Here is a 15,762-nt window from a genome sequence, read left to right on the forward strand (position 1 = left end):
GCGGTGGTTACGCCGGCGTCCGCAGGGCCGCTCGCCGCTTCAGCGGCTCCCACCAGGAACGGTGGTCCGCGTACCAGGCGACGGTCTCGGCGAGGCCGCGCTCGAAGCCGACGAGCGGCGCGTAGCCCAGCTCCGTGGCGGCCTTGGTGCAGTCCAGGGAGTACCGCGCGTCGTGGCCCTTGCGGTCGGGGACGCGCTCGACCCGCTCCCAGCCGCAGCCGGTCGCGGCGAGCAGATGCCCGGTCAGCTGCTCGTTCGTCAGCTCCGTGCCGCCGCCGATGTGGTAGACCTCCCCGGCCCTGCCGTGGCGCAGCGCCAGCTCGATGCCCCGGCAGTGGTCGGACACGTGCAGCCAGTCGCGGACGTGCTGTCCGTCGCCGTACAGCGGCACCTTGCCGCCGTCGAGGAGGCGGGTGATGAACAGCGGGATGACCTTCTCGGGGAACTGGTACGGCCCGTAGTTGTTCGAGCAGCGGGTCACCACCACGTCCATGCCGTGCGTGCGGTGGCAGGCGAGCGCGAGCAGCTCGGAGCCCGCCTTGGTGGCCGCGTACGGCGAGTTGGGAGCGAGCGGGCTCTCCTCGGACCAGGAGCCGACCGGGATCGAGCCGTAGACCTCGTCGGTCGACACGTGCAGGAACCGGCCGACGCCGTGCCGGCGCGCCGCGTCGAGCAGCAGCTGCGTGCCGAGGACGTTCGTCGTCACGAACGGGGCGGAGCCCGTGATGGACCGGTCCACATGGGTCTCGGCGGCGAAGTGCACCACCGCGTCGTGCCCCGGCACCACCTCGTCCAGGAACGCGCCGTCGCATATGTCCCCGTGCACGAAGGTGTGGCGGGGATGGCCCGCGACCGGGTCCAGGTTTTCCCGCACTCCGGCATACGTCAGCTTGTCCAGGACCGTGATACGGATGTCGCGCGCCGCGCCCGGCGCCAACAACATGGACCGGACAAATTCGGACCCGATGAAACCGGCACCGCCCGTCACAATAATCCGCATGGAGAAAAGATACACACGGACGGGGGTACCGCGGTAGGGACCCCGAACAGGAAGGGAGGAAAGGGCCGGTCCGTAAGAACGTCCGGCCCGCCGTCAGCAATGCGCGGAATCATACTTGCAGGTGGCACGGGATCCCGTCTGTGGCCGGTCACCCAGGCCGTTTCCAAACAGCTGATGCCGGTCTTCGACAAACCCATGGTCTATTACCCGCTGTCCACGCTGATGCTGGCCGGAATCCGCGAGATCCTCATCATCACCACGCGCGAGGACGAGGACGACTTCCGGCGGCTGCTCGGCGACGGCTCGCACCTCGGCCTGAGCCTGACCTACCGGACGCAGGACCGCCCCGGTGGCATCGCGGAGGCCTTCCTGATCGGCGCGGACTTCATCGGCGGCGAGCCCGTGGCCCTGATCCTCGGGGACAACATCTTCCACGGCCGCAGCTTCGGCGTGCAGCTGCGCGAGCACACCGCCCCCGACGGCGGCCGCATCTTCGCCTACCCCGTGGCCGACCCCACGGCCTACGGCGTCGTCGAGATCGACGAGCACGGCACGGCCCTGTCCATCGAGGAGAAGCCCGCCAAGCCCAAGTCCCGCTACGCCGCCGTCGGTCTGTACTTCTACGACAACCGCGTCGTCGACATCGCCGCTGGCCTGCGCCCGAGCGAGCGCGGCGAGCTGGAGATCACCGGGGTCAACGAGGCGTACCTGCGCCGCGGCGCGCTGTCCGTGACGGTCCTGGACCGGGGCACCGCCTGGCTCGACACCGGCACGTTCACGGCGATGGTCCAGGCGTCGGAGTACGTGCGCGTCATCGAGGAGCGCCAGGGCCTGAAGATCGGCTGCGTGGAGGAGGTCGCGTGGCGCTGCGGCTACATCGACGACGCGCGCCTGCGCGCGCTGAGCGGTCCCCTGCTCAAGAGCGGGTACGGGCGCTATCTGCTGAGCCTGCTCGACGAGGAGGCGCTGTTGTGAGGGACGGGCGCGGTCCCGGCGCGGTGCGCTGCGCCGGGACCGCGCCGGGCGGGCGGCGGCCTGCGGGACCGTGCCCGCCGCCGCCACGCCCGCCGCCGTGCGGTCAGCGGGCCGGGTTGACCTTGGTCCAGGTGAAGGCGACCTTGTCGCCCGCCTTGATGTGCAGCTGGCAGCCGCCGACCTGGGTGGCCACGCCGTTGACGGCGATGTTCCAGTAGTACGCGTTGCCGCCGTTGTGGCCGCCGATGGTGGTGACGAAGTAGTCGTCGAAGGACGGGTACCAGGTGCCGTCCCAGGTGAAGCCCTGCTTCTTGGCGGCGTCGTCGAGAGCGGCCGTCGGGGTGGGCCCGGCGGAGGTGTTGGCCTCGTTGTTGGTGCCGTCGCACTTGTGGGTGCCGCCCGTGGCCGTGGTCACGGAGTGGCCCTTGGTGGTGACGCTGCCGTTGAAGAGGGTGCTGTTGGGACCCTTCACGGTGACGGTCACCTTGACCGCCGTGTTGGCGGTCGCCTGCGCGGGCACCGCCTCGGCGACCGGGGTGACGGCGAGGGCCAGGCCCAGGGCACCGACGACGAGGGCGGCTCGTCTGACGGGCGACAGCGTCGAGGTGTGGTTCATGGTTCTCCTTGCGTGGGTGCGGAGTTGCTGGTGCTGGGGAGGGGGGTTCAGGGGGTGGCCCGGCGGCGCCGGGCCACCAGGACGGCCGTCGCGCCGACGGCGAGCAGGCCGCCCGCGGTGGCCGTCATCGGCAGGGTGGCGGTGCCGGTGGAGGCGAGGCTGCCGCCGGGGTTGCCCACGGGCTGTACCCCGGAGCCGCCGATGTCGCCGCTGCCGCCGGAGGTGCCGCCGGTCTGCGGGGCGGGCGTGTTGCCGCCGCCGCCCGTCGCGTCGTCGTCCGGGCCGCCGGTCGTGGTGTCGCCGCCGCCGGAGCCGGTGCCGCCGCCGGAGCCGGTGCCGCCGTCCGAGCCGGTGTCGCCACCGCCGGTGCCGCCGGTGCCGCCGGTGCCGCCGTCGTCGTCGCCGTTTCCGCCGCCGTCCGTGCCGCCGTCGTCACCGTTGCCGCCGGAGGTGCCGCCGTCGTCGCCCGGGGTGCCGCCACCCGGTACGCAGGTGATCCTTTCGAGGTCCGGGGCGGAGTCGGCGGCGTCCACCTGGGCCAGGGACCTGCCCGCGAGGGCGGGCACGACCTGGGCGGTGGCCCGCAGGGCCATGCCGTCGGCCTTCGGCTCCAGGAAGCCGACCGCGCCCCGGTCCTTCGCCGGGGCCGAGCAGTTCACCTGCCGGGACCTGAGCCAGGCCACGCCCTTGGCGGCGGCTTCGGTGCGCCCGCCTGCCGCGAGGGCCTGGACGGCGAGGGCGGTGCTGTTGGAGTTTGCCTTCGCGCCGGAGCCCATGGAGTTGTCGGGGAAGCCGCCGTCGGGCAGCTGGTGCTTCACCAGCCAGTCGAGCGCGGGCTTCACGGCGGCCGTGCGGCCCGACCCGAGCAGGGCCTGCACGGCCAGACCGGTGCTGTCCATATGGGACTTGCACGCGTCGGGGGCGGCGCCGAGGCCCAGCGGGAAGCCGCCGTCCGGGCAGCGGGACCGGGCGATGAAGTCGACGGCCTTCACCGGTGCCCCGCCGGTGCGCTGGAGCGCCAGGACCGCCAGGGACTGGGTGAACTGCTGGGAGCCGTCCCCGGTGGGGTTCTTGTCGGTGAACCGGCCGTTCTCCTGCATGCTTTCGGTGAGGGTCTTCACCAGGTCACGGCCGCCGAAGTCCTTCGGGTCGCGGTGCTCGACGGCGGCGACGAGGGTGAGCTTGGCGAGGCCGCCCGCGAAGACGGTGCCGGGTCCGCCCTTGCTCTCGATGTAGGCCCCGGCGTTGGCCTCCAGCCAGTCCGTGGCCTTCTTCTGCACGGCGCCGCCGGTGTCGGCCGACGCCAGGCCCATGACCACGTCGGCGGTCAGCCCCTGGTCGCCCTTGGCGTGGGTGCCGTCGGTCAGCTTCGAGGCCATCCAGGTGGCGGCGGCGCTCGCCGGTGCCTTGGGGACGGGCGCCGCCCCCGCAGCCGGTGGTGCGGGCTCAGCGTGGGCGGTGACCGGAAGGAGCACCGCGGCCAGCGCGGCCACCGGTATCCCCACCGCCGTTCTCGACCGTACGGACAGAGGCATGGTGAAGCTCCTTGTGCTTGCGGAGGAAGGGCGGGGAGGAGAACCCGGCGGAGGGTGCGGCTCCGGTGTCCGGAAGCGGCGCGGGGCCGGGTACCGAAAGGGTCACCGGCGCCCCGAAGGCGGCCCGGCGCGCGGCCCGGCGCAGGACGGCGAGGACCGCGGGGCCGAGCGTGACGATGGCGACGAGGTTGGTGAGCGCGCGGCCGGTGTCCCAGCCGAAGGTGGAGGTGACGAGCGTGAAGACGGCGAAGCGGTGCAGGTTCTCGCCGACCGGCGCGCCGGGCACGAAGGACAGGTCGGTGTCGGGGCCCGCCGTGAACGGCCAGAACCACATGTTCAGGAGGAAGCCGAAGAGGTAGGCGACGACGACGCCGTAGGCGGCGAGCATCGCGACCTCCGCTCGCCCGGCCACCCGCCGGGGCAGCAGTCCCGCGCCGAGGCCGATCCACCCGGAGGCGATCATCTGGAACGGCAGCCAGGGCCCGACGCCCGCGGTGAGCAGTGCCGAGGCGAACAGCGAGGTGCAGCCGAGCACGAACCCGAAGCCCGGCCCGAACACCCGGCCCGCGAGGACCAGCAGGAAGAACACGGTCTCGATGCCCGCCGTGCCCGCGCCGAGCGGCCGCAGCCCGGCGTTGACCGCGGAGAGCACGCCCAGCATGGCCACGGCCTTGGTGTCGATGCCGCCGGAGGACATCTCGGCGAGGACGACGGCGAGGAGCACCGGCATCGTCAGGAGGAAGACGAGGGGCGCGTCGGCGGTGTGCGCGACTCCCTCGGGCCGGGGCGCGGCGAACAGCGGCCAGAAGAACATGGCGAGCCCCGCGAGGCTCGCGAGGGCGAGCACGGTGGCGGTGCGCGCGCCGAGGGGCAGCACGGGCACGCGGAGCCGCCGGGCACCCCGCCCCTGACGGCCCGTCACGGACGGTCTCCCGGTGCTCATACGGCCTCCAGGGCGGTCCGCACCTGCTCCACCGTCAGCCACTCCTGCGGGCTCAGCACCTTGGCGACCTGCGGTGCGAACGCGGGTGAGGAGACGACCACGTCGGCCGTCGGGCCGTCGGCGACGATCTCGCCCTCGGCCATGACGACGACGCGGTCGGCGGCCCGCGCGGTGAACTCCACGTCGTGCGTGGCGACCACGACCGCCCGCCCCTCGGCGGCGAGGCGCCGGATGACGCCGGTGAAGGCCTCCTTGGCGTGGTAGTCGAGGCCGCGCGTCGGCTCGTCGAGGAGGACGACGCCGGGTGCGGCGGCGAGCTGGACGGCGAGGACGAGGGCGAGTTGCTGCCCCTCCGACAGGTCGCGCGGGTGCCGGTCGCCCGGGATGCCGGGCGCGAGCGCGTCGAGCAGTTCCCGGCAGGTGCCGTCGGCGGCGTCCGACTCCCGGTCGGCCTGCGCGCACTCGGCGTCCACGGTGTGCAGATAGAGCAGGTCGCTCGCGGTCTGCGGGACGAGCCCGACGAGCGCGCGGGCCGTGCGGGCGGCGACCTTCCCCGGGTCGGTGCCGCCGACGTCGACCGTCCCCGCGTGGCGGGGTCCCGAGCCCTGGAGCGCCCACAGGAGCGAGGACTTGCCGGAGCCGTTGCGGCCCATGAGGGCGGTGACCTCGCCGCCCGCCAGGTCCAGGTCCAGCTCGCGGACGGCGACGGTGTCGGCGTACGCGACGGTGACCCGCCGCGCGGTCAGGGCGGGTTCGCCCCGGGGCGCGGGGGCGGCGGCCGGGGTGTGCCCGGTGAGCCGGGTGCGCAGCACGGCGGCCCTGCGGCGCGCGTCGCGCACCGACAGCGGCAGCGGCTCCCACCCGGCGAGCCGCCCCAGGCGCACGACGGGCGGCGCGACGTCGCTGTCGCGCATCAGCTCGGCCGGGTCGCCCTCGCGGACCCGGCCGTCGCCGGTCAGGTGCACGAGCCGGTCGGCGTACTGGAGCACGCGTTCCACGCGGTGCTCCGCGACCAGGACGGTGGTGCCGAGGTCGTGGACGAGCCGGGTGACGGCGGCGAGCACGTCCTCGGCGGCGGTGGGGTCGAGCGCGGACGTCGGTTCGTCCAGGACCAGGACCTTGGGGTGCGCGGTGAGGACGGAGCCGATGGCGACGCGCTGCTGCTGCCCGCCGGAGAGGGTGCGCAGCGCACGCCGGCGCAGCTCGGCGATGCCGAGCAGGTCGAGGGTCTCCTCGACGCGCTTGCGCATGACGGCGGCGGGGACGGCCAACTGCTCCATGCCGTACGCCAGTTCCTCCTCGACGGTGTCGGTCACGAAGGAGGCGAGCGGGTCCTGCCCGACCACGCCCACGACGTGTGCGAACTCCTGCGGCGGCGCCTCGGCCGTGCAGAGGCCGCCCACGCTGACGCGGCCCTGGAGGTGGCCGCCGGTGAAGTGCGGCACGAGCCCGTTGACGGCGCCGAGCAGGGTCGACTTGCCGACTCCGGTCCGCCCGGTGACCAGGCACAGCTCGCCCTCGCCGATGGTCAGGTCGACGTCGCGCAGGGCAGGCTCGGCAGCGCCCGCGTAGGTGAGGGTGACGTGCTCGAAGCGGATCACGCGGCGGCCTCCCCCGGTCGGGGCACGACGCGCGGCGGTGCGGGCGCGAGCCGGGCGGGCAGGACCCCGGCCAGGGCGGCGAGCGCGGGCAGCGCGGTCACCTCGGGCCAGGCGAGCGGCGAGAGCGAGGGGTAGAGGGAGGCCGCGTCCGTGCGGGAGGCGACGTACATCAGCGCGCCCGCGGCGAGCCCGGACGCGGCCACGGCCCACTCGGCGCCCCGCCACGGGTCGGGCCGGTAGGCGCTGCGCGTGACGCGGCGCCCGCCGAGCACGAATCCGGCCACCGCCAGGGCGAGTCCGGCGAGCAGCAGCGGCGTGCCGAGGTAGGGCGGCGTGCTCGCGCCCAGCGCGCCGTACAGGCCGCCGCACACGCCGAGCAGCCCGGCGATGACCAGCGCGCCGGTGAGCAGCCGGGTGCGCGGGTCGGCGCGCCCGGTGCGGCCGTAGCCGTGCGAGGCCATCGCGGCGGCGAGGGCCAGGGAGCGGTTCATGGCGTCCTCCAGGACGGGGACGACGATGCCGCGCAGCGCGCCGATGCCGCGGTAGCCCTTCTTGACCGTGCCGCCGCGCAGCAGCCGGGCCCTGCGCACCCGCTGCACGCTCTCGACCAGCTGCGGCGCCACGGTGAGCGTGACGACGACGGAGGTGCCGATCTCGTGGAGCGCGCCGGGCAGCGCCTTGAGCATCCGCTTCGGGTTGGCGAGGGCGTTGGCCGCGCCGACGCACACCACCATGGTGGCGAGCCGCAGCCCGTCGTACAGGCCGCCGAGCAGCTGCTCGGCGGCCACGGGTCCGAACAGGCGGATTCCGGCGGCCCATTGGGGCAGCGGCACCTCCGGCAGCGTGACGAGGACGGTGTCGCCCTGGCCGCCGCCGAAGACGATCCGGAAGCCGACGCGCATCACGACGATGAACGCGCCGAGGCTCAGATACATCCGGAACGCGAGCGCCCACGGCGCGTCGTCGCGCCGCTGGGCGACCACGAAGCCGACCGCGGCCAGGATCAGCACGAGCAGCACCGGGTTGGCGGTGCGGCTCGCCGCGGCGGCCATGCCGAGCGCCCACAGCCACCAGGCACCCGGGTGGACCGACCGGGCGAGACGGGTCACGGCGCACCGCCCGGGGCGCGCCCGCGACGGCGCAGGGCCGTCACTCCCCCGGCGACGGCGAGGGCCACGGCGGCGGCCGCGGCGACGACGGTGCCGGTGGGCACCCCTTGGTCCTTGCTCGCCGACACGGTCCGGGTGTCCTCGCCGCCGGTCCAGTCGGCGGCCTCGCTCGGCGTGGGCGCGGGGCCCGTACGGGTGGAGGGCGTCGGCTCCGCGCTCTCCTTGCCACCCTTCTCGCTCTTCCCGGGGCCCGTGGTCCTCGTGCCCTTGCTGTCCTCGGTGCCCTTCCCGCCGTCCTTCTCGCCCTGGTGGCCGGGCGGCAGTGCCAGGCCACCGCCGTCGGCGGGCGGTCGGGCGCCGTTGCCGCCGCCGGAAGTGCCTTTGGCGGGCGGGGCCTTGGGGCCCGGGGTCTCGGGCGTGGTGCGGCGGTCCGGTGCTCCGCCGCCGGGCTTGCCGCCGCCGGTGTGGCCGCCGCCCGCACCGCCACCGCTGCCGGGGGCGGCGGGGCGCCGGGGTGCCACGCGCGGCGCGGGGGCCTCGCCCTGGTCCCGGCCGAGGGAGAACGACCAGCCTTCGAAGCTGCCCTTCGGCGGGGTGCGGTAGGTGGCCCCGTACTGGCTGTAGGTCCAGCGGCCGCCGTTGGAGGCGTGCCAGTACGACCAGTAGGCCTTCGCGGGCGGGGTGTCGACGCAGGGCTCGCGGTCGGCGCCCGGCTTGCCCTCCAGGCGGCAGACGAAGGACTCGCCCCAGCGGTTGGTGCCGGTGACCCGGATGCCCGCGTCCTTGAGCGCGGCGAGGCCGGTCCGCTGGGAGCCGACGGCGCACCGCACGAGCGTGGTCCCGCCGAGCTCCCGGAAGTCCACGACGACGGTGACGCCTTCGCCCGCCTTGCAGAAGCCGCTGTGGCCGCGCCCGGTGTCCACGGCGGCGGCGGGCGTCGCCGGGCCGGGGCCGACGCCGAGTACGGCCGACGCGAGCAACAGTCCGAGCCCGGCGGCGGACGCGCGGAGCGCACCGGCCATGTCGAGGAGCCCTTCGGTTGGGGTCGCACGAGGACCCCGCGCCACGGCCGCCGGTGCCGCACGAAAAACCCCTACGCGCGTTCCAGGAAGGAAGCGGCAGGGGGCCGTAGAACCGGTGACGGGCTCTGGGCTCCACGCTGCAGACCATGACAGTGAGAAGCAGTGCACGTGCCACGCTGGGCAGCCCGACTCGCGGTCACGCACAGGCGTGCCGCACACGGTTGCAGGTCAGTGCCGGAGTCTCACCGGCTTTCCCCAGTCGCGTACGCATTCAGTTGTCCGTGTGCCCTCAGCCGCACGTTTCCGTCACGGCCGGAGCACACGCATCGTAGGCCCGCCGCCACCGGCCGCGCCAGGGCAGTGAGTTGTGACGCCCACCACCGAATGGCCTGATCCTTGCGGACGATGACGTTCCCTCATCGATCACCCGAACGGCCCATGCGGAAACGATCCGCCAGGTGAGACCCCTCGCGTTCACGCGTCCGGCGCGGGGCGCGGCGGCGATCCTCGGGGCCGACGACCGGGGTCCGGCGGCCGCTCACGCGGCCGGTCCGGCTCCCTCCTTCCGGCCCCTTCCGGCCCTTTCCTCTTGAGGAGTTCTCTGGTGCGTATCCGTCGCAAGGTGCTCGGCGCCCTCGGTTCGGCCGCTCTCGCGCTGACGTCGTTCGGGGTGGTGACCGTCTCCGCGAGCCCGGCGGCCGCCGATCCGTGCGGCTTCTACGAGACGAGTTCCGACGCCTACTACCAGCACTGCACGTCGGACGGCTCCCGGGTGGTGATCCAGGTGAGGGTCGCCCTCGCCCCGGACTACGAGCGGTGCGTCGCGCCCGGCACGACCTGGCTGGGCTCCGCCGACAAGATCCAGGGCGCTCACTACGTGGGCCGTACCTGCTGACACGGGCCACCGGCGGGGCGCTCACAGGGGGGCGCCCCGCCCGGCCCCGCGCGCGTCAGCCCCAGACCGCCCGGGCCACCGCCGCCCCGGTGACCGCGGCGCCGAGCCCCGCCGCGACACTGGCCGCCGCGTTGGCCGCGGCCAGGAAGCGCGCACCGGTCTCGGCCAGGCGCAGCGTCTCGTACGAGAAGGTGGAGTACGTGGTCAGCGCCCCGCACAGGCCGGTGCCGACGAGCAGCTGGGCGGAGTGCGAGGCGGCGCCGTAGGTGACGGCGCCGGTGAGGACGCCCAGCACCAGACAGCCCACGACGTTGACCGTGAAGGTGCCCCAGGGGAAGACGGAGTCGTGGCGGCCCTGCACGGCCCGGTCCGTCAGATAGCGCAGGGGCGCGCCGACGGCGGCCCCGGTGAGCACGAGCACCCAGTTCATCGAGGCCTCCCGGAGAGCACGCGGCGGGTCGTGGTCGCGGCCGTCCACACCGCCACGAGCGCCACCGCCGGGGTGGCGGCCAGATAGGCGAGCGCGATCCGGGCGTGGCCGTCCCCGAGCAGCCGCTGGATGTCGACGGCGTACGTGGAGAACGTGGTGAAGCCGCCGAGGACGCCCGTGCCGAAGAAGGGCCGCACCAGGCGGTGGGCGCTCCACGCCTCCGTGACCAGGACCAGGAACACGCCGATCACCGCGCAGCCGAGCGCGTTCACGACCATCGTGGTCCAGGGGAAGGCGTCCGCCGGGGTGGGCCACAGCAGTCCCGCGCCGTAGCGGGCCGCCGCGCCCGCCGCGCCGCCCGCCGCCACCGCGGCGAGCACGGGTGCCTGGCCGGGTGCCCGTCCCGCGTGCCCGGCGGGCGCCGGGACGTCGAGGTCCGGGTCGATGGGTTCGGGCTCGGCGGTCCGGTCGCGCGGTGCTGTCATCCGGTCGTACGTCTCCCACTCGTGCGCCGCCCGGAAGTGTGCGGGCGCGTGTCCTCACAAGCAGGGACCGTCGTCGGCGCCGTCACCGCGGTTGGGGTACGGCGGGCCCCACCGCCGTACGGCCGTGCCCCGCGTACGGGGCGGCCGTGCCGCCCAGGATAGTCGGCACCGGGCGGCCCGGCCGCACAGGGGCCGCGGGCGTGCCGGGCCGGTCAGCGCCGCAGCTTGACCCGCGAGAGCGCCGCCACGCCGAGCGCGGCGAGGCCGATCTGGATGAGCCACTCCGTCCAGTCGACGCCCTTGGTGTCGGCGACGTCCAGGCCCGAGGCGATGGCGGTGCCGATGAGCGCCGCGATGATGCCGACGACGATGGTCCACAAAACGCCGATGCGCTGCCGCCCGGGGACGACGAGCCGCCCCAGGATCCCGATGACGGCGCCGATCACGATCGCACTGATGAGCCCTGAGATCTCCATAGCTCCGCTTTCCTTCGGCTGAAGTCCGTTCCGCGTCTCCGGGTTCCCTGGAACGGGCCCGGCAGTCGTGGCGGCGTTCGGCGGCCGGGCGCCGCCGTGGACGTTTCCGCCCCGGCCGTCAGGGCACCCGCGACCCTGCGGGTCCGGCTGTTCGCGGAGTGGGGCAGTGGTGCGGGCCGTGCGGCGGACGGCCTCCCGGCGGAAGCCCGCCGGGGCCTCGGGAGCCTTGGGCGGGGGCCCGTACCCCGCGCCCAAGGTTCCTCACTCCCCGTGGCTTCCCAGCCGGGGCTGCGAGTCCCCCGGCGGGCCACCGGCAAACCCGGATCCGCCGCCCACCGACCATCCACCGCGAAACGAGGGGCACCATGGCCACAGTGGAAACGGCGATCCTTGTGCTCGACAGCGGCGAACCGGAGCAACTGGCCGAGTTCTACGCCGGTCTCCTGGGCGAGGACGTGACGTACAACCCCCAGGCCGACCGGTTCGAGACCACCGGGGCGTCCGGTACGCGCATGGGCTTCCGGCGCGACACCGGCTTCACGCCGCCGAGCTGGCCTCGGCCGGACGACGCCCACCAGACCCATCTGGAACTGCTCGTCGCCGAGGGCGAGATGGACGCGGCCGAGCGCGCGGCCATCACGGGCGGCGCCCGGCCGGTGGACACCCAGCGCGACGGCGCGCGCGAGGTGCGGCTCTACTCCGACCCGGCCGGGCACACGTTCGCGCTGCGCACCCGCTGACGCGTTCCGGGTACGCGGCGCGTTCCCGGGTACCCGGCGCGCATGACGACGCAGAACGCACCGATCGCACTGGCCGCTCCGGGCGGCTCCCCGCTCGCGGCCTCGCCCTCCGCGAGCGCCTTCCTGGCCTTCGGGCTCGGCCTGCTCATCGTCGCCGCGCTGACGTGGGCGGTCTGGCTCGGCATCCGGGTGCGCAGGAGGGAGCCGGACCGGCCGCGCCCCGAGGAGCAGCCCCGCCTTCCGGACGACGGTCCGGTCCGCGAGGTCCGGGAGCGCCGCGAACCCGACGAGGTCCCGCAGGACGGCGGGAGCCTGACGCCCCACCAGCTCAAGGGCGGGGGCACGGTCGGCAGCAAGCCGAGCGACGACCAGGAACCCAGGCGCTGGACCCCCGGCTCCAGCGGCGCCTTCGGCAGCGGCGGCCCCGGCCGGACGTAGGGCCGGTGGGGCGGGCAGTGGAGCAGGGGGCGGGGCGGGGCCCCGGCTGCAACGGGCGGGGCCCCGGCTGCAACCTCCTCGCAACCTCCGGCGGTGTTGACTGGCCCGGCCGGGCCGCCGCGGCCCGGTGACCCGCGACCCGGAGGAGGCCGACCGGCCATGGCCGACACCCCGCGCGTGGAGCTGACCCCCGCGGCCGCCGATCTGCTGCGGCGGCTGCGGTCGGCCCACGGACCGCTGATGTTCCACCAGTCCGGCGGCTGCTGCGACGGCAGCGCGCCCATGTGCTACCCGGAGGGGGAGTTCCGCACGGGTGACTCCGACGTGCTGCTCGCGTCGCTGGCCGTGGACGGCGTGGCGGAGCCGGTACGGTTCTGGATGTCCAAGAGCCAGTACGAGGTGTGGAGTCACACCCGTCTCATCGTCGACGTCGTCGAGGGGCGCGGCAGCGGCTTCTCGCTGGAGGCCCCCGAGGGCGTCCGCTTCCTCATCCGTTCGCGGCTCGTGGGCGCCTAGACCTGCTCCGTCGCCGTCTGGTGGACTCCCCTCACTGCTGGGACAGTTGGACGGCCCAGCCGACCCGAGGGGGATCCGTGACACGACGCGGGCAAGGCAGCAGACGCTTCAGAGCGGTGCGCGGCGCGTTCGCCGCGCTCACGACCCTCGGCACCCTGGCCGGTGCCGCCCTCCTCGGGGCGGCACCGGCCAGTGGTGTTCCGGGGGCCGCGCCCGCGGTCACCGAGATCGCGCCGGGCGTGGAGTACCGGGACTACGACATCCCGACGCCGCGCGGCACCGCGCACGCGCACGTCCTCGACGTGGACCTGCGCCACCCGGACGTCCGCGTCGGGCTGCTGTACCCGGGCGCGGTCGGCGCCCGGCAGCCCGTGTCCGCGCTGGCCGACCGGGCGGGCGCGGTCGCCGGCGTCAACGGTGACTTCTTCAACATCACCGAGACGCAGCACCCCGGCGTCGAGGCGACCGGTGCGCCCGTCGGTCCCGCCGTCGCCGCCGGGCGCACCCTCAAGGCCGCCGTCCCGAACGGCCAGCGCTTCGGCCCGGCCCTGCCGCCCGGCACCACCACCGAGGACGTCATCGGCGTGGGCGTCGACCGCAGGGCCCGCCTGGACCGCCTGACGCTCGACGGCAGCGTGCGCACCGGCGAGGCGCGGCTTCCGCTCGGCGGGCTCAACCAGTACGCGCTGCCGGCGGGTTCGGTGGGCGCGTTCACCAGCGACTGGGGCGTCACCTCGCGCGTGCGGGCGACCTGCGGCACCGACGCCGACCGGGGCGCGCCGTGCAGCACGGACACCTACGAGGTGACGGTGCGCGGCGGGCGGGTCGCCGCCGTGGCCGACACACCGGGCCGGGGCGCCATCGCTCCGGGGACCACGGTGCTCGTGGGCCGGGAGGCGGGCGCGCAGCAGCTGCGCAAGCTGGCGATCGGCGATCCGGTGCACGTGCGTCACCGGCTCGTGCCGTCGGCGACGGAGACCCCGTACCGCTTCGCCATCGGCGGCTATCCGCTGCTGCGTGACGGGGCGCCGCTGCCGGGCCTCGACGACCGGACGTCCGCCGTGCGCACGGCCGCCGGGATCGACGAGGGGGGCCGCCGTCTGTTCCTGCTGGCGCTCGACGGCGCGCCCGAGTTCCGCGGCGGCCTGACGATCGCCGAAGTGGCCTCGTCCTTGCGGGAGTTGGGTGCCGAGGACGGCTTCAGCCTCGACGGCGGCGGCTCCAGCACGCTGGCCGCCCGGGAGCCGGGCGCACCCGCCGTCTCCGTGCGCAACCATCCGAGCGGCGGCGCGGAGCGCCCGGTGCCCAACGGCATCGGGGTCTTCTCCCGCCCCTAGTGGGCCACCCTCCCGGGAGCCTCCTCACTCCCCCGCGTCCCGCACGGCCACCAGGCCGTTGAAGACACCCACGTACGCGGTGCCGTCGGGCCCGAGCGTCACGGGTGCCCAGTTGTTGTCGTATCCGACGCCGGTCCCGGCGAGCCGCTTCCAACGGGTCTGGCCGGTGCGGAAGTCGACGGCCGTCAGGTACCAGGCGTCGACGCCCAGGGGGTGGGGGTCCTTGGTGTAGAGGTAGAGCAGTCCGTTGGTGGTGGACAGCTTCGGCACGGTGGACGGGGAGCGCTCCTGGCTCTGCCACACCGTGTCGCAGCCGCTGCCGTCAGCGCGGACGTCGACGCGGGTGACGCCGCCGACGACGCTGCGGCCGAGGGTGAGCGAGGTGATGTTCTCGTAGCCGTAGTTGTTCTCGACGACGAGGCTGTTGCCGTAGCTGATCAGCGAGTTGTCGGTGGTGGACGCGCCGGACCCGAAGACGGGGACCGCGCAGACCAGGCGGCGGTCCTCGGGGACGTCGGCGCCGCGCCGGTAGACGAGGACGTGCATGCGGTCGTCGGCGTTGTCGGTGATGGCGACGTACTTCTCCGCCGTGCCGAACAGGTCGGGGGTGGTGCCCGAACCCTGGTTCACGGAGCCGGGTTTGGTGCCCGTGCCGCGGTCGTAGGTACGGCGCCAGGTGACCTTCGGCGTGCCGTCGGCGGCGGCCTCGAAGCCGTACAGGGCGTGGTCGGAGACGATCGACACGCCGTCCTCGGCGACCGAGAACGAGTTCTGGATCTCCTCGCCGCGCAGCCTCGTCGATCGTATGGCGCCGATCTTCGGGTCGACGGTGCCGACGCGGCCCTGCCGGGTCACCCACCAGATGCGCCCGTCCCAGTCGGGCAGCACGGAGGTGACCGGGTCGCACTCGCCGGTGGGGTGGAGGTTCGTCCAGCTCACGCAGTCGTGCGGGACGTGCGCCGTGAGGTCCCAGTCCTTGTCGACGACGAAGCGCCACCCGCCGTCGGCGGTGCGTTCGTGCGCGAGCCGTACGACGTGCTGGCGCGAGTCGGCGAGCACGAGCCGGTCCTCGTCGTCGAGGTAGGAGTACGCGCCGCCGGAGGTGTCCTTGAAGATCCGGGAGAAGTCGAGGCGCGTGATCGCCTCGACGGTGGAGGGGCGCTGCGGCAGCTCGTACTCGGCGAGCGTCCGCAGCGTGCGCGGGTCGAGCAGCTTGACCAGGAAGCCGGAGAAGGTGCCGCACACGGTGACGATCCGGCCGTCGCGGTCGAAGGTGACGGTGGCGCACTCGCCGCCGAGCGCGGCCATCTTCTCGCTGCTGACCTCGGGCGCGCGGCCGAACGGGCCGTTCCACGGGTACGTTCCGCTGCCCGCCGCGTCGGCGTGCATGCCGCTGCGCCCGTTCGGGGCGAGGTGGGGGTGCTGGGGCGGCGGGTCGCCGGGGACGGGCGCGGCGGTGGCGGGCGCCCCGACGTACGGGGCGACGAGCCGGTGCCCCGGGGCCTTGGGGATCTCGTCCGCGTGCGCGGCGGGCACGGTCAGGGCCGTGGCCCCGAGGGCCAGGGCGAGGACGCGGCCCACGAGCACACGGGGTCGGAGCGTACGGGTCAGACGAGGCATGCGCCGACGCTAGGACCGGCCCCG

17 protein-coding genes are annotated in these 15,762 nt (G+C 74.6%); 6 read left to right on the top strand and 11 right to left on the bottom strand.

Going from position 1 to position 15,762, the window contains the following annotated elements:
• Positions 1-7: 7 nt before the first annotated feature.
• The gene (rfbB, locus tag AC5WAM_RS05705) at positions 8-1,000 is read right to left on the bottom strand and encodes a dTDP-glucose 4,6-dehydratase (protein WP_366789436.1); all 993 of its coding nucleotides are present in this window, start codon (positions 998-1,000) and stop codon (positions 8-10) included.
• 99 nt (positions 1,001-1,099) lie between these two features.
• Between rfbB and rfbA the strand changes: the two genes are divergently transcribed.
• Complete coding sequence (gene rfbA, locus AC5WAM_RS05710) at positions 1,100-1,975, top strand: glucose-1-phosphate thymidylyltransferase RfbA (RefSeq protein ID WP_495521817.1); 876 nt, start codon at positions 1,100-1,102, stop codon at positions 1,973-1,975.
• A gap of 103 nt (positions 1,976-2,078) precedes the next feature.
• On the opposite strand, the gene AC5WAM_RS05715 is transcribed toward rfbA, so the two are convergent.
• The 6 genes from AC5WAM_RS05715 to AC5WAM_RS05740 are packed head-to-tail and all read right to left on the bottom strand — an operon-like array spanning position 2,079 to position 8,801.
• Positions 2,079-2,591, bottom strand: coding sequence for a DUF4430 domain-containing protein (locus tag AC5WAM_RS05715; RefSeq protein WP_495521818.1), 513 nt, complete (start codon positions 2,589-2,591; stop codon positions 2,079-2,081).
• A 47-nt stretch (positions 2,592-2,638) separates the two neighbouring features.
• Positions 2,639-4,126: a prenyltransferase/squalene oxidase repeat-containing protein gene (locus AC5WAM_RS05720; RefSeq protein WP_495521819.1), complete on the bottom strand. Its 1,488-nt coding sequence runs from the start codon at positions 4,124-4,126 to the stop codon at positions 2,639-2,641.
• Positions 4,038-5,069 carry an ECF transporter S component gene (locus AC5WAM_RS05725; RefSeq protein WP_495521820.1) on the bottom strand — a complete coding sequence of 344 codons (1,032 nt, stop codon included), beginning with the start codon at positions 5,067-5,069 and terminating at the stop codon, positions 4,038-4,040. The genes AC5WAM_RS05720 and AC5WAM_RS05725 overlap by 89 nt, the downstream gene beginning before the upstream one ends.
• Positions 5,066-6,670, bottom strand: coding sequence for an ABC transporter ATP-binding protein (locus tag AC5WAM_RS05730; protein ID WP_495521821.1), 1,605 nt, complete (start codon positions 6,668-6,670; stop codon positions 5,066-5,068). Before AC5WAM_RS05730 ends, AC5WAM_RS05725 begins: the two co-directional genes overlap by 4 nt.
• A complete protein-coding gene (locus AC5WAM_RS05735; protein WP_495521822.1) occupies positions 6,667-7,779 on the bottom strand; it encodes a CbiQ family ECF transporter T component in 1,113 nt (370 codons plus the stop codon). Before AC5WAM_RS05735 ends, AC5WAM_RS05730 begins: the two co-directional genes overlap by 4 nt.
• Positions 7,776-8,801, bottom strand: a complete 1,026-nt coding sequence (locus tag AC5WAM_RS05740; protein WP_495521823.1) for an SCO2322-related protein — start codon at positions 8,799-8,801, stop codon at positions 7,776-7,778. Before AC5WAM_RS05740 ends, AC5WAM_RS05735 begins: the two co-directional genes overlap by 4 nt.
• A gap of 622 nt (positions 8,802-9,423) precedes the next feature.
• On the opposite strand from AC5WAM_RS05740, the gene AC5WAM_RS05745 reads away from it, so the two are divergent.
• Positions 9,424-9,696: a DUF6355 family natural product biosynthesis protein gene (locus tag AC5WAM_RS05745; protein ID WP_495523507.1), complete on the top strand. Its 273-nt coding sequence runs from the start codon at positions 9,424-9,426 to the stop codon at positions 9,694-9,696.
• A gap of 55 nt (positions 9,697-9,751) precedes the next feature.
• Here the strand turns inward: AC5WAM_RS05745 and crcB are convergent, their stop codons facing one another.
• The 3 genes from crcB to AC5WAM_RS05760 all read right to left on the bottom strand — a co-directional run bounded on the left by crcB (position 9,752) and on the right by AC5WAM_RS05760 (position 11,087).
• Positions 9,752-10,126, bottom strand: coding sequence for a fluoride efflux transporter CrcB (gene crcB / locus AC5WAM_RS05750; RefSeq protein ID WP_366789427.1), 375 nt, complete (start codon positions 10,124-10,126; stop codon positions 9,752-9,754).
• Complete coding sequence (locus AC5WAM_RS05755) at positions 10,123-10,611, bottom strand: fluoride efflux transporter FluC (RefSeq protein WP_495521824.1); 489 nt, start codon at positions 10,609-10,611, stop codon at positions 10,123-10,125. Before AC5WAM_RS05755 ends, crcB begins: the two co-directional genes overlap by 4 nt.
• A gap of 212 nt (positions 10,612-10,823) precedes the next feature.
• A complete protein-coding gene (locus AC5WAM_RS05760) occupies positions 10,824-11,087 on the bottom strand; it encodes a GlsB/YeaQ/YmgE family stress response membrane protein (protein ID WP_495521825.1) in 264 nt (87 codons plus the stop codon).
• Positions 11,088-11,452: 365 nt separating this feature from the next.
• Here AC5WAM_RS05760 and AC5WAM_RS05765 point away from each other — a divergent pair, with 365 nt between their 5' ends.
• From AC5WAM_RS05765 to AC5WAM_RS05780, 4 genes are all read left to right on the top strand, one after another.
• Entirely contained in the window at positions 11,453-11,827 is a 375-nt protein-coding gene (locus AC5WAM_RS05765) for a VOC family protein (RefSeq protein WP_495521826.1), read from the top strand.
• A 42-nt stretch (positions 11,828-11,869) separates the two neighbouring features.
• A complete protein-coding gene (locus AC5WAM_RS05770) occupies positions 11,870-12,265 on the top strand; it encodes a DUF6479 family protein (protein WP_495521827.1) in 396 nt (131 codons plus the stop codon).
• 159 nt (positions 12,266-12,424) lie between these two features.
• A complete protein-coding gene (locus AC5WAM_RS05775; RefSeq protein ID WP_366789423.1) occupies positions 12,425-12,781 on the top strand; it encodes a DUF779 domain-containing protein in 357 nt (118 codons plus the stop codon).
• 116 nt (positions 12,782-12,897) lie between these two features.
• Entirely contained in the window at positions 12,898-14,118 is a 1,221-nt protein-coding gene (locus AC5WAM_RS05780; RefSeq protein WP_495523508.1) for a phosphodiester glycosidase family protein, read from the top strand.
• A gap of 24 nt (positions 14,119-14,142) precedes the next feature.
• Here AC5WAM_RS05780 and AC5WAM_RS05785 read toward each other — a convergent pair whose 3' ends face one another.
• Positions 14,143-15,738: a hypothetical protein gene (locus AC5WAM_RS05785; RefSeq protein ID WP_495521828.1), complete on the bottom strand. Its 1,596-nt coding sequence runs from the start codon at positions 15,736-15,738 to the stop codon at positions 14,143-14,145.
• Positions 15,739-15,762 lie beyond the last annotated feature (24 nt).

This window comes from Streptomyces sp. JLYT201, from assembly GCF_059448825.1.

Coding starts and splice junctions, on each gene's coding strand:
- AC5WAM_RS05765 (WP_495521826.1), top strand. CDS start 11,453: ATGGCCACAGTGGAAACGGCGATCCTTGTGCTCGACAGCGGCGAACCG.
- crcB (WP_366789427.1), bottom strand. CDS start 10,126: ATGAACTGGGTGCTCGTGCTCACCGGGGCCGCCGTCGGCGCGCCCCTG.
- AC5WAM_RS05770 (WP_495521827.1), top strand. CDS start 11,870: ATGACGACGCAGAACGCACCGATCGCACTGGCCGCTCCGGGCGGCTCC.
- AC5WAM_RS05755 (WP_495521824.1), bottom strand. CDS start 10,611: ATGACAGCACCGCGCGACCGGACCGCCGAGCCCGAACCCATCGACCCG.
- AC5WAM_RS05720 (WP_495521819.1), bottom strand. CDS start 4,126: ATGCCTCTGTCCGTACGGTCGAGAACGGCGGTGGGGATACCGGTGGCC.
- rfbB (WP_366789436.1), bottom strand. CDS start 1,000: ATGCGGATTATTGTGACGGGCGGTGCCGGTTTCATCGGGTCCGAATTT.
- AC5WAM_RS05775 (WP_366789423.1), top strand. CDS start 12,425: ATGGCCGACACCCCGCGCGTGGAGCTGACCCCCGCGGCCGCCGATCTG.
- AC5WAM_RS05715 (WP_495521818.1), bottom strand. CDS start 2,591: ATGAACCACACCTCGACGCTGTCGCCCGTCAGACGAGCCGCCCTCGTC.
- AC5WAM_RS05760 (WP_495521825.1), bottom strand. CDS start 11,087: ATGGAGATCTCAGGGCTCATCAGTGCGATCGTGATCGGCGCCGTCATC.
- rfbA (WP_495521817.1), top strand. CDS start 1,100: ATGCGCGGAATCATACTTGCAGGTGGCACGGGATCCCGTCTGTGGCCG.
- AC5WAM_RS05725 (WP_495521820.1), bottom strand. CDS start 5,069: ATGAGCACCGGGAGACCGTCCGTGACGGGCCGTCAGGGGCGGGGTGCC.
- AC5WAM_RS05785 (WP_495521828.1), bottom strand. CDS start 15,738: ATGCCTCGTCTGACCCGTACGCTCCGACCCCGTGTGCTCGTGGGCCGC.
- AC5WAM_RS05740 (WP_495521823.1), bottom strand. CDS start 8,801: ATGGCCGGTGCGCTCCGCGCGTCCGCCGCCGGGCTCGGACTGTTGCTC.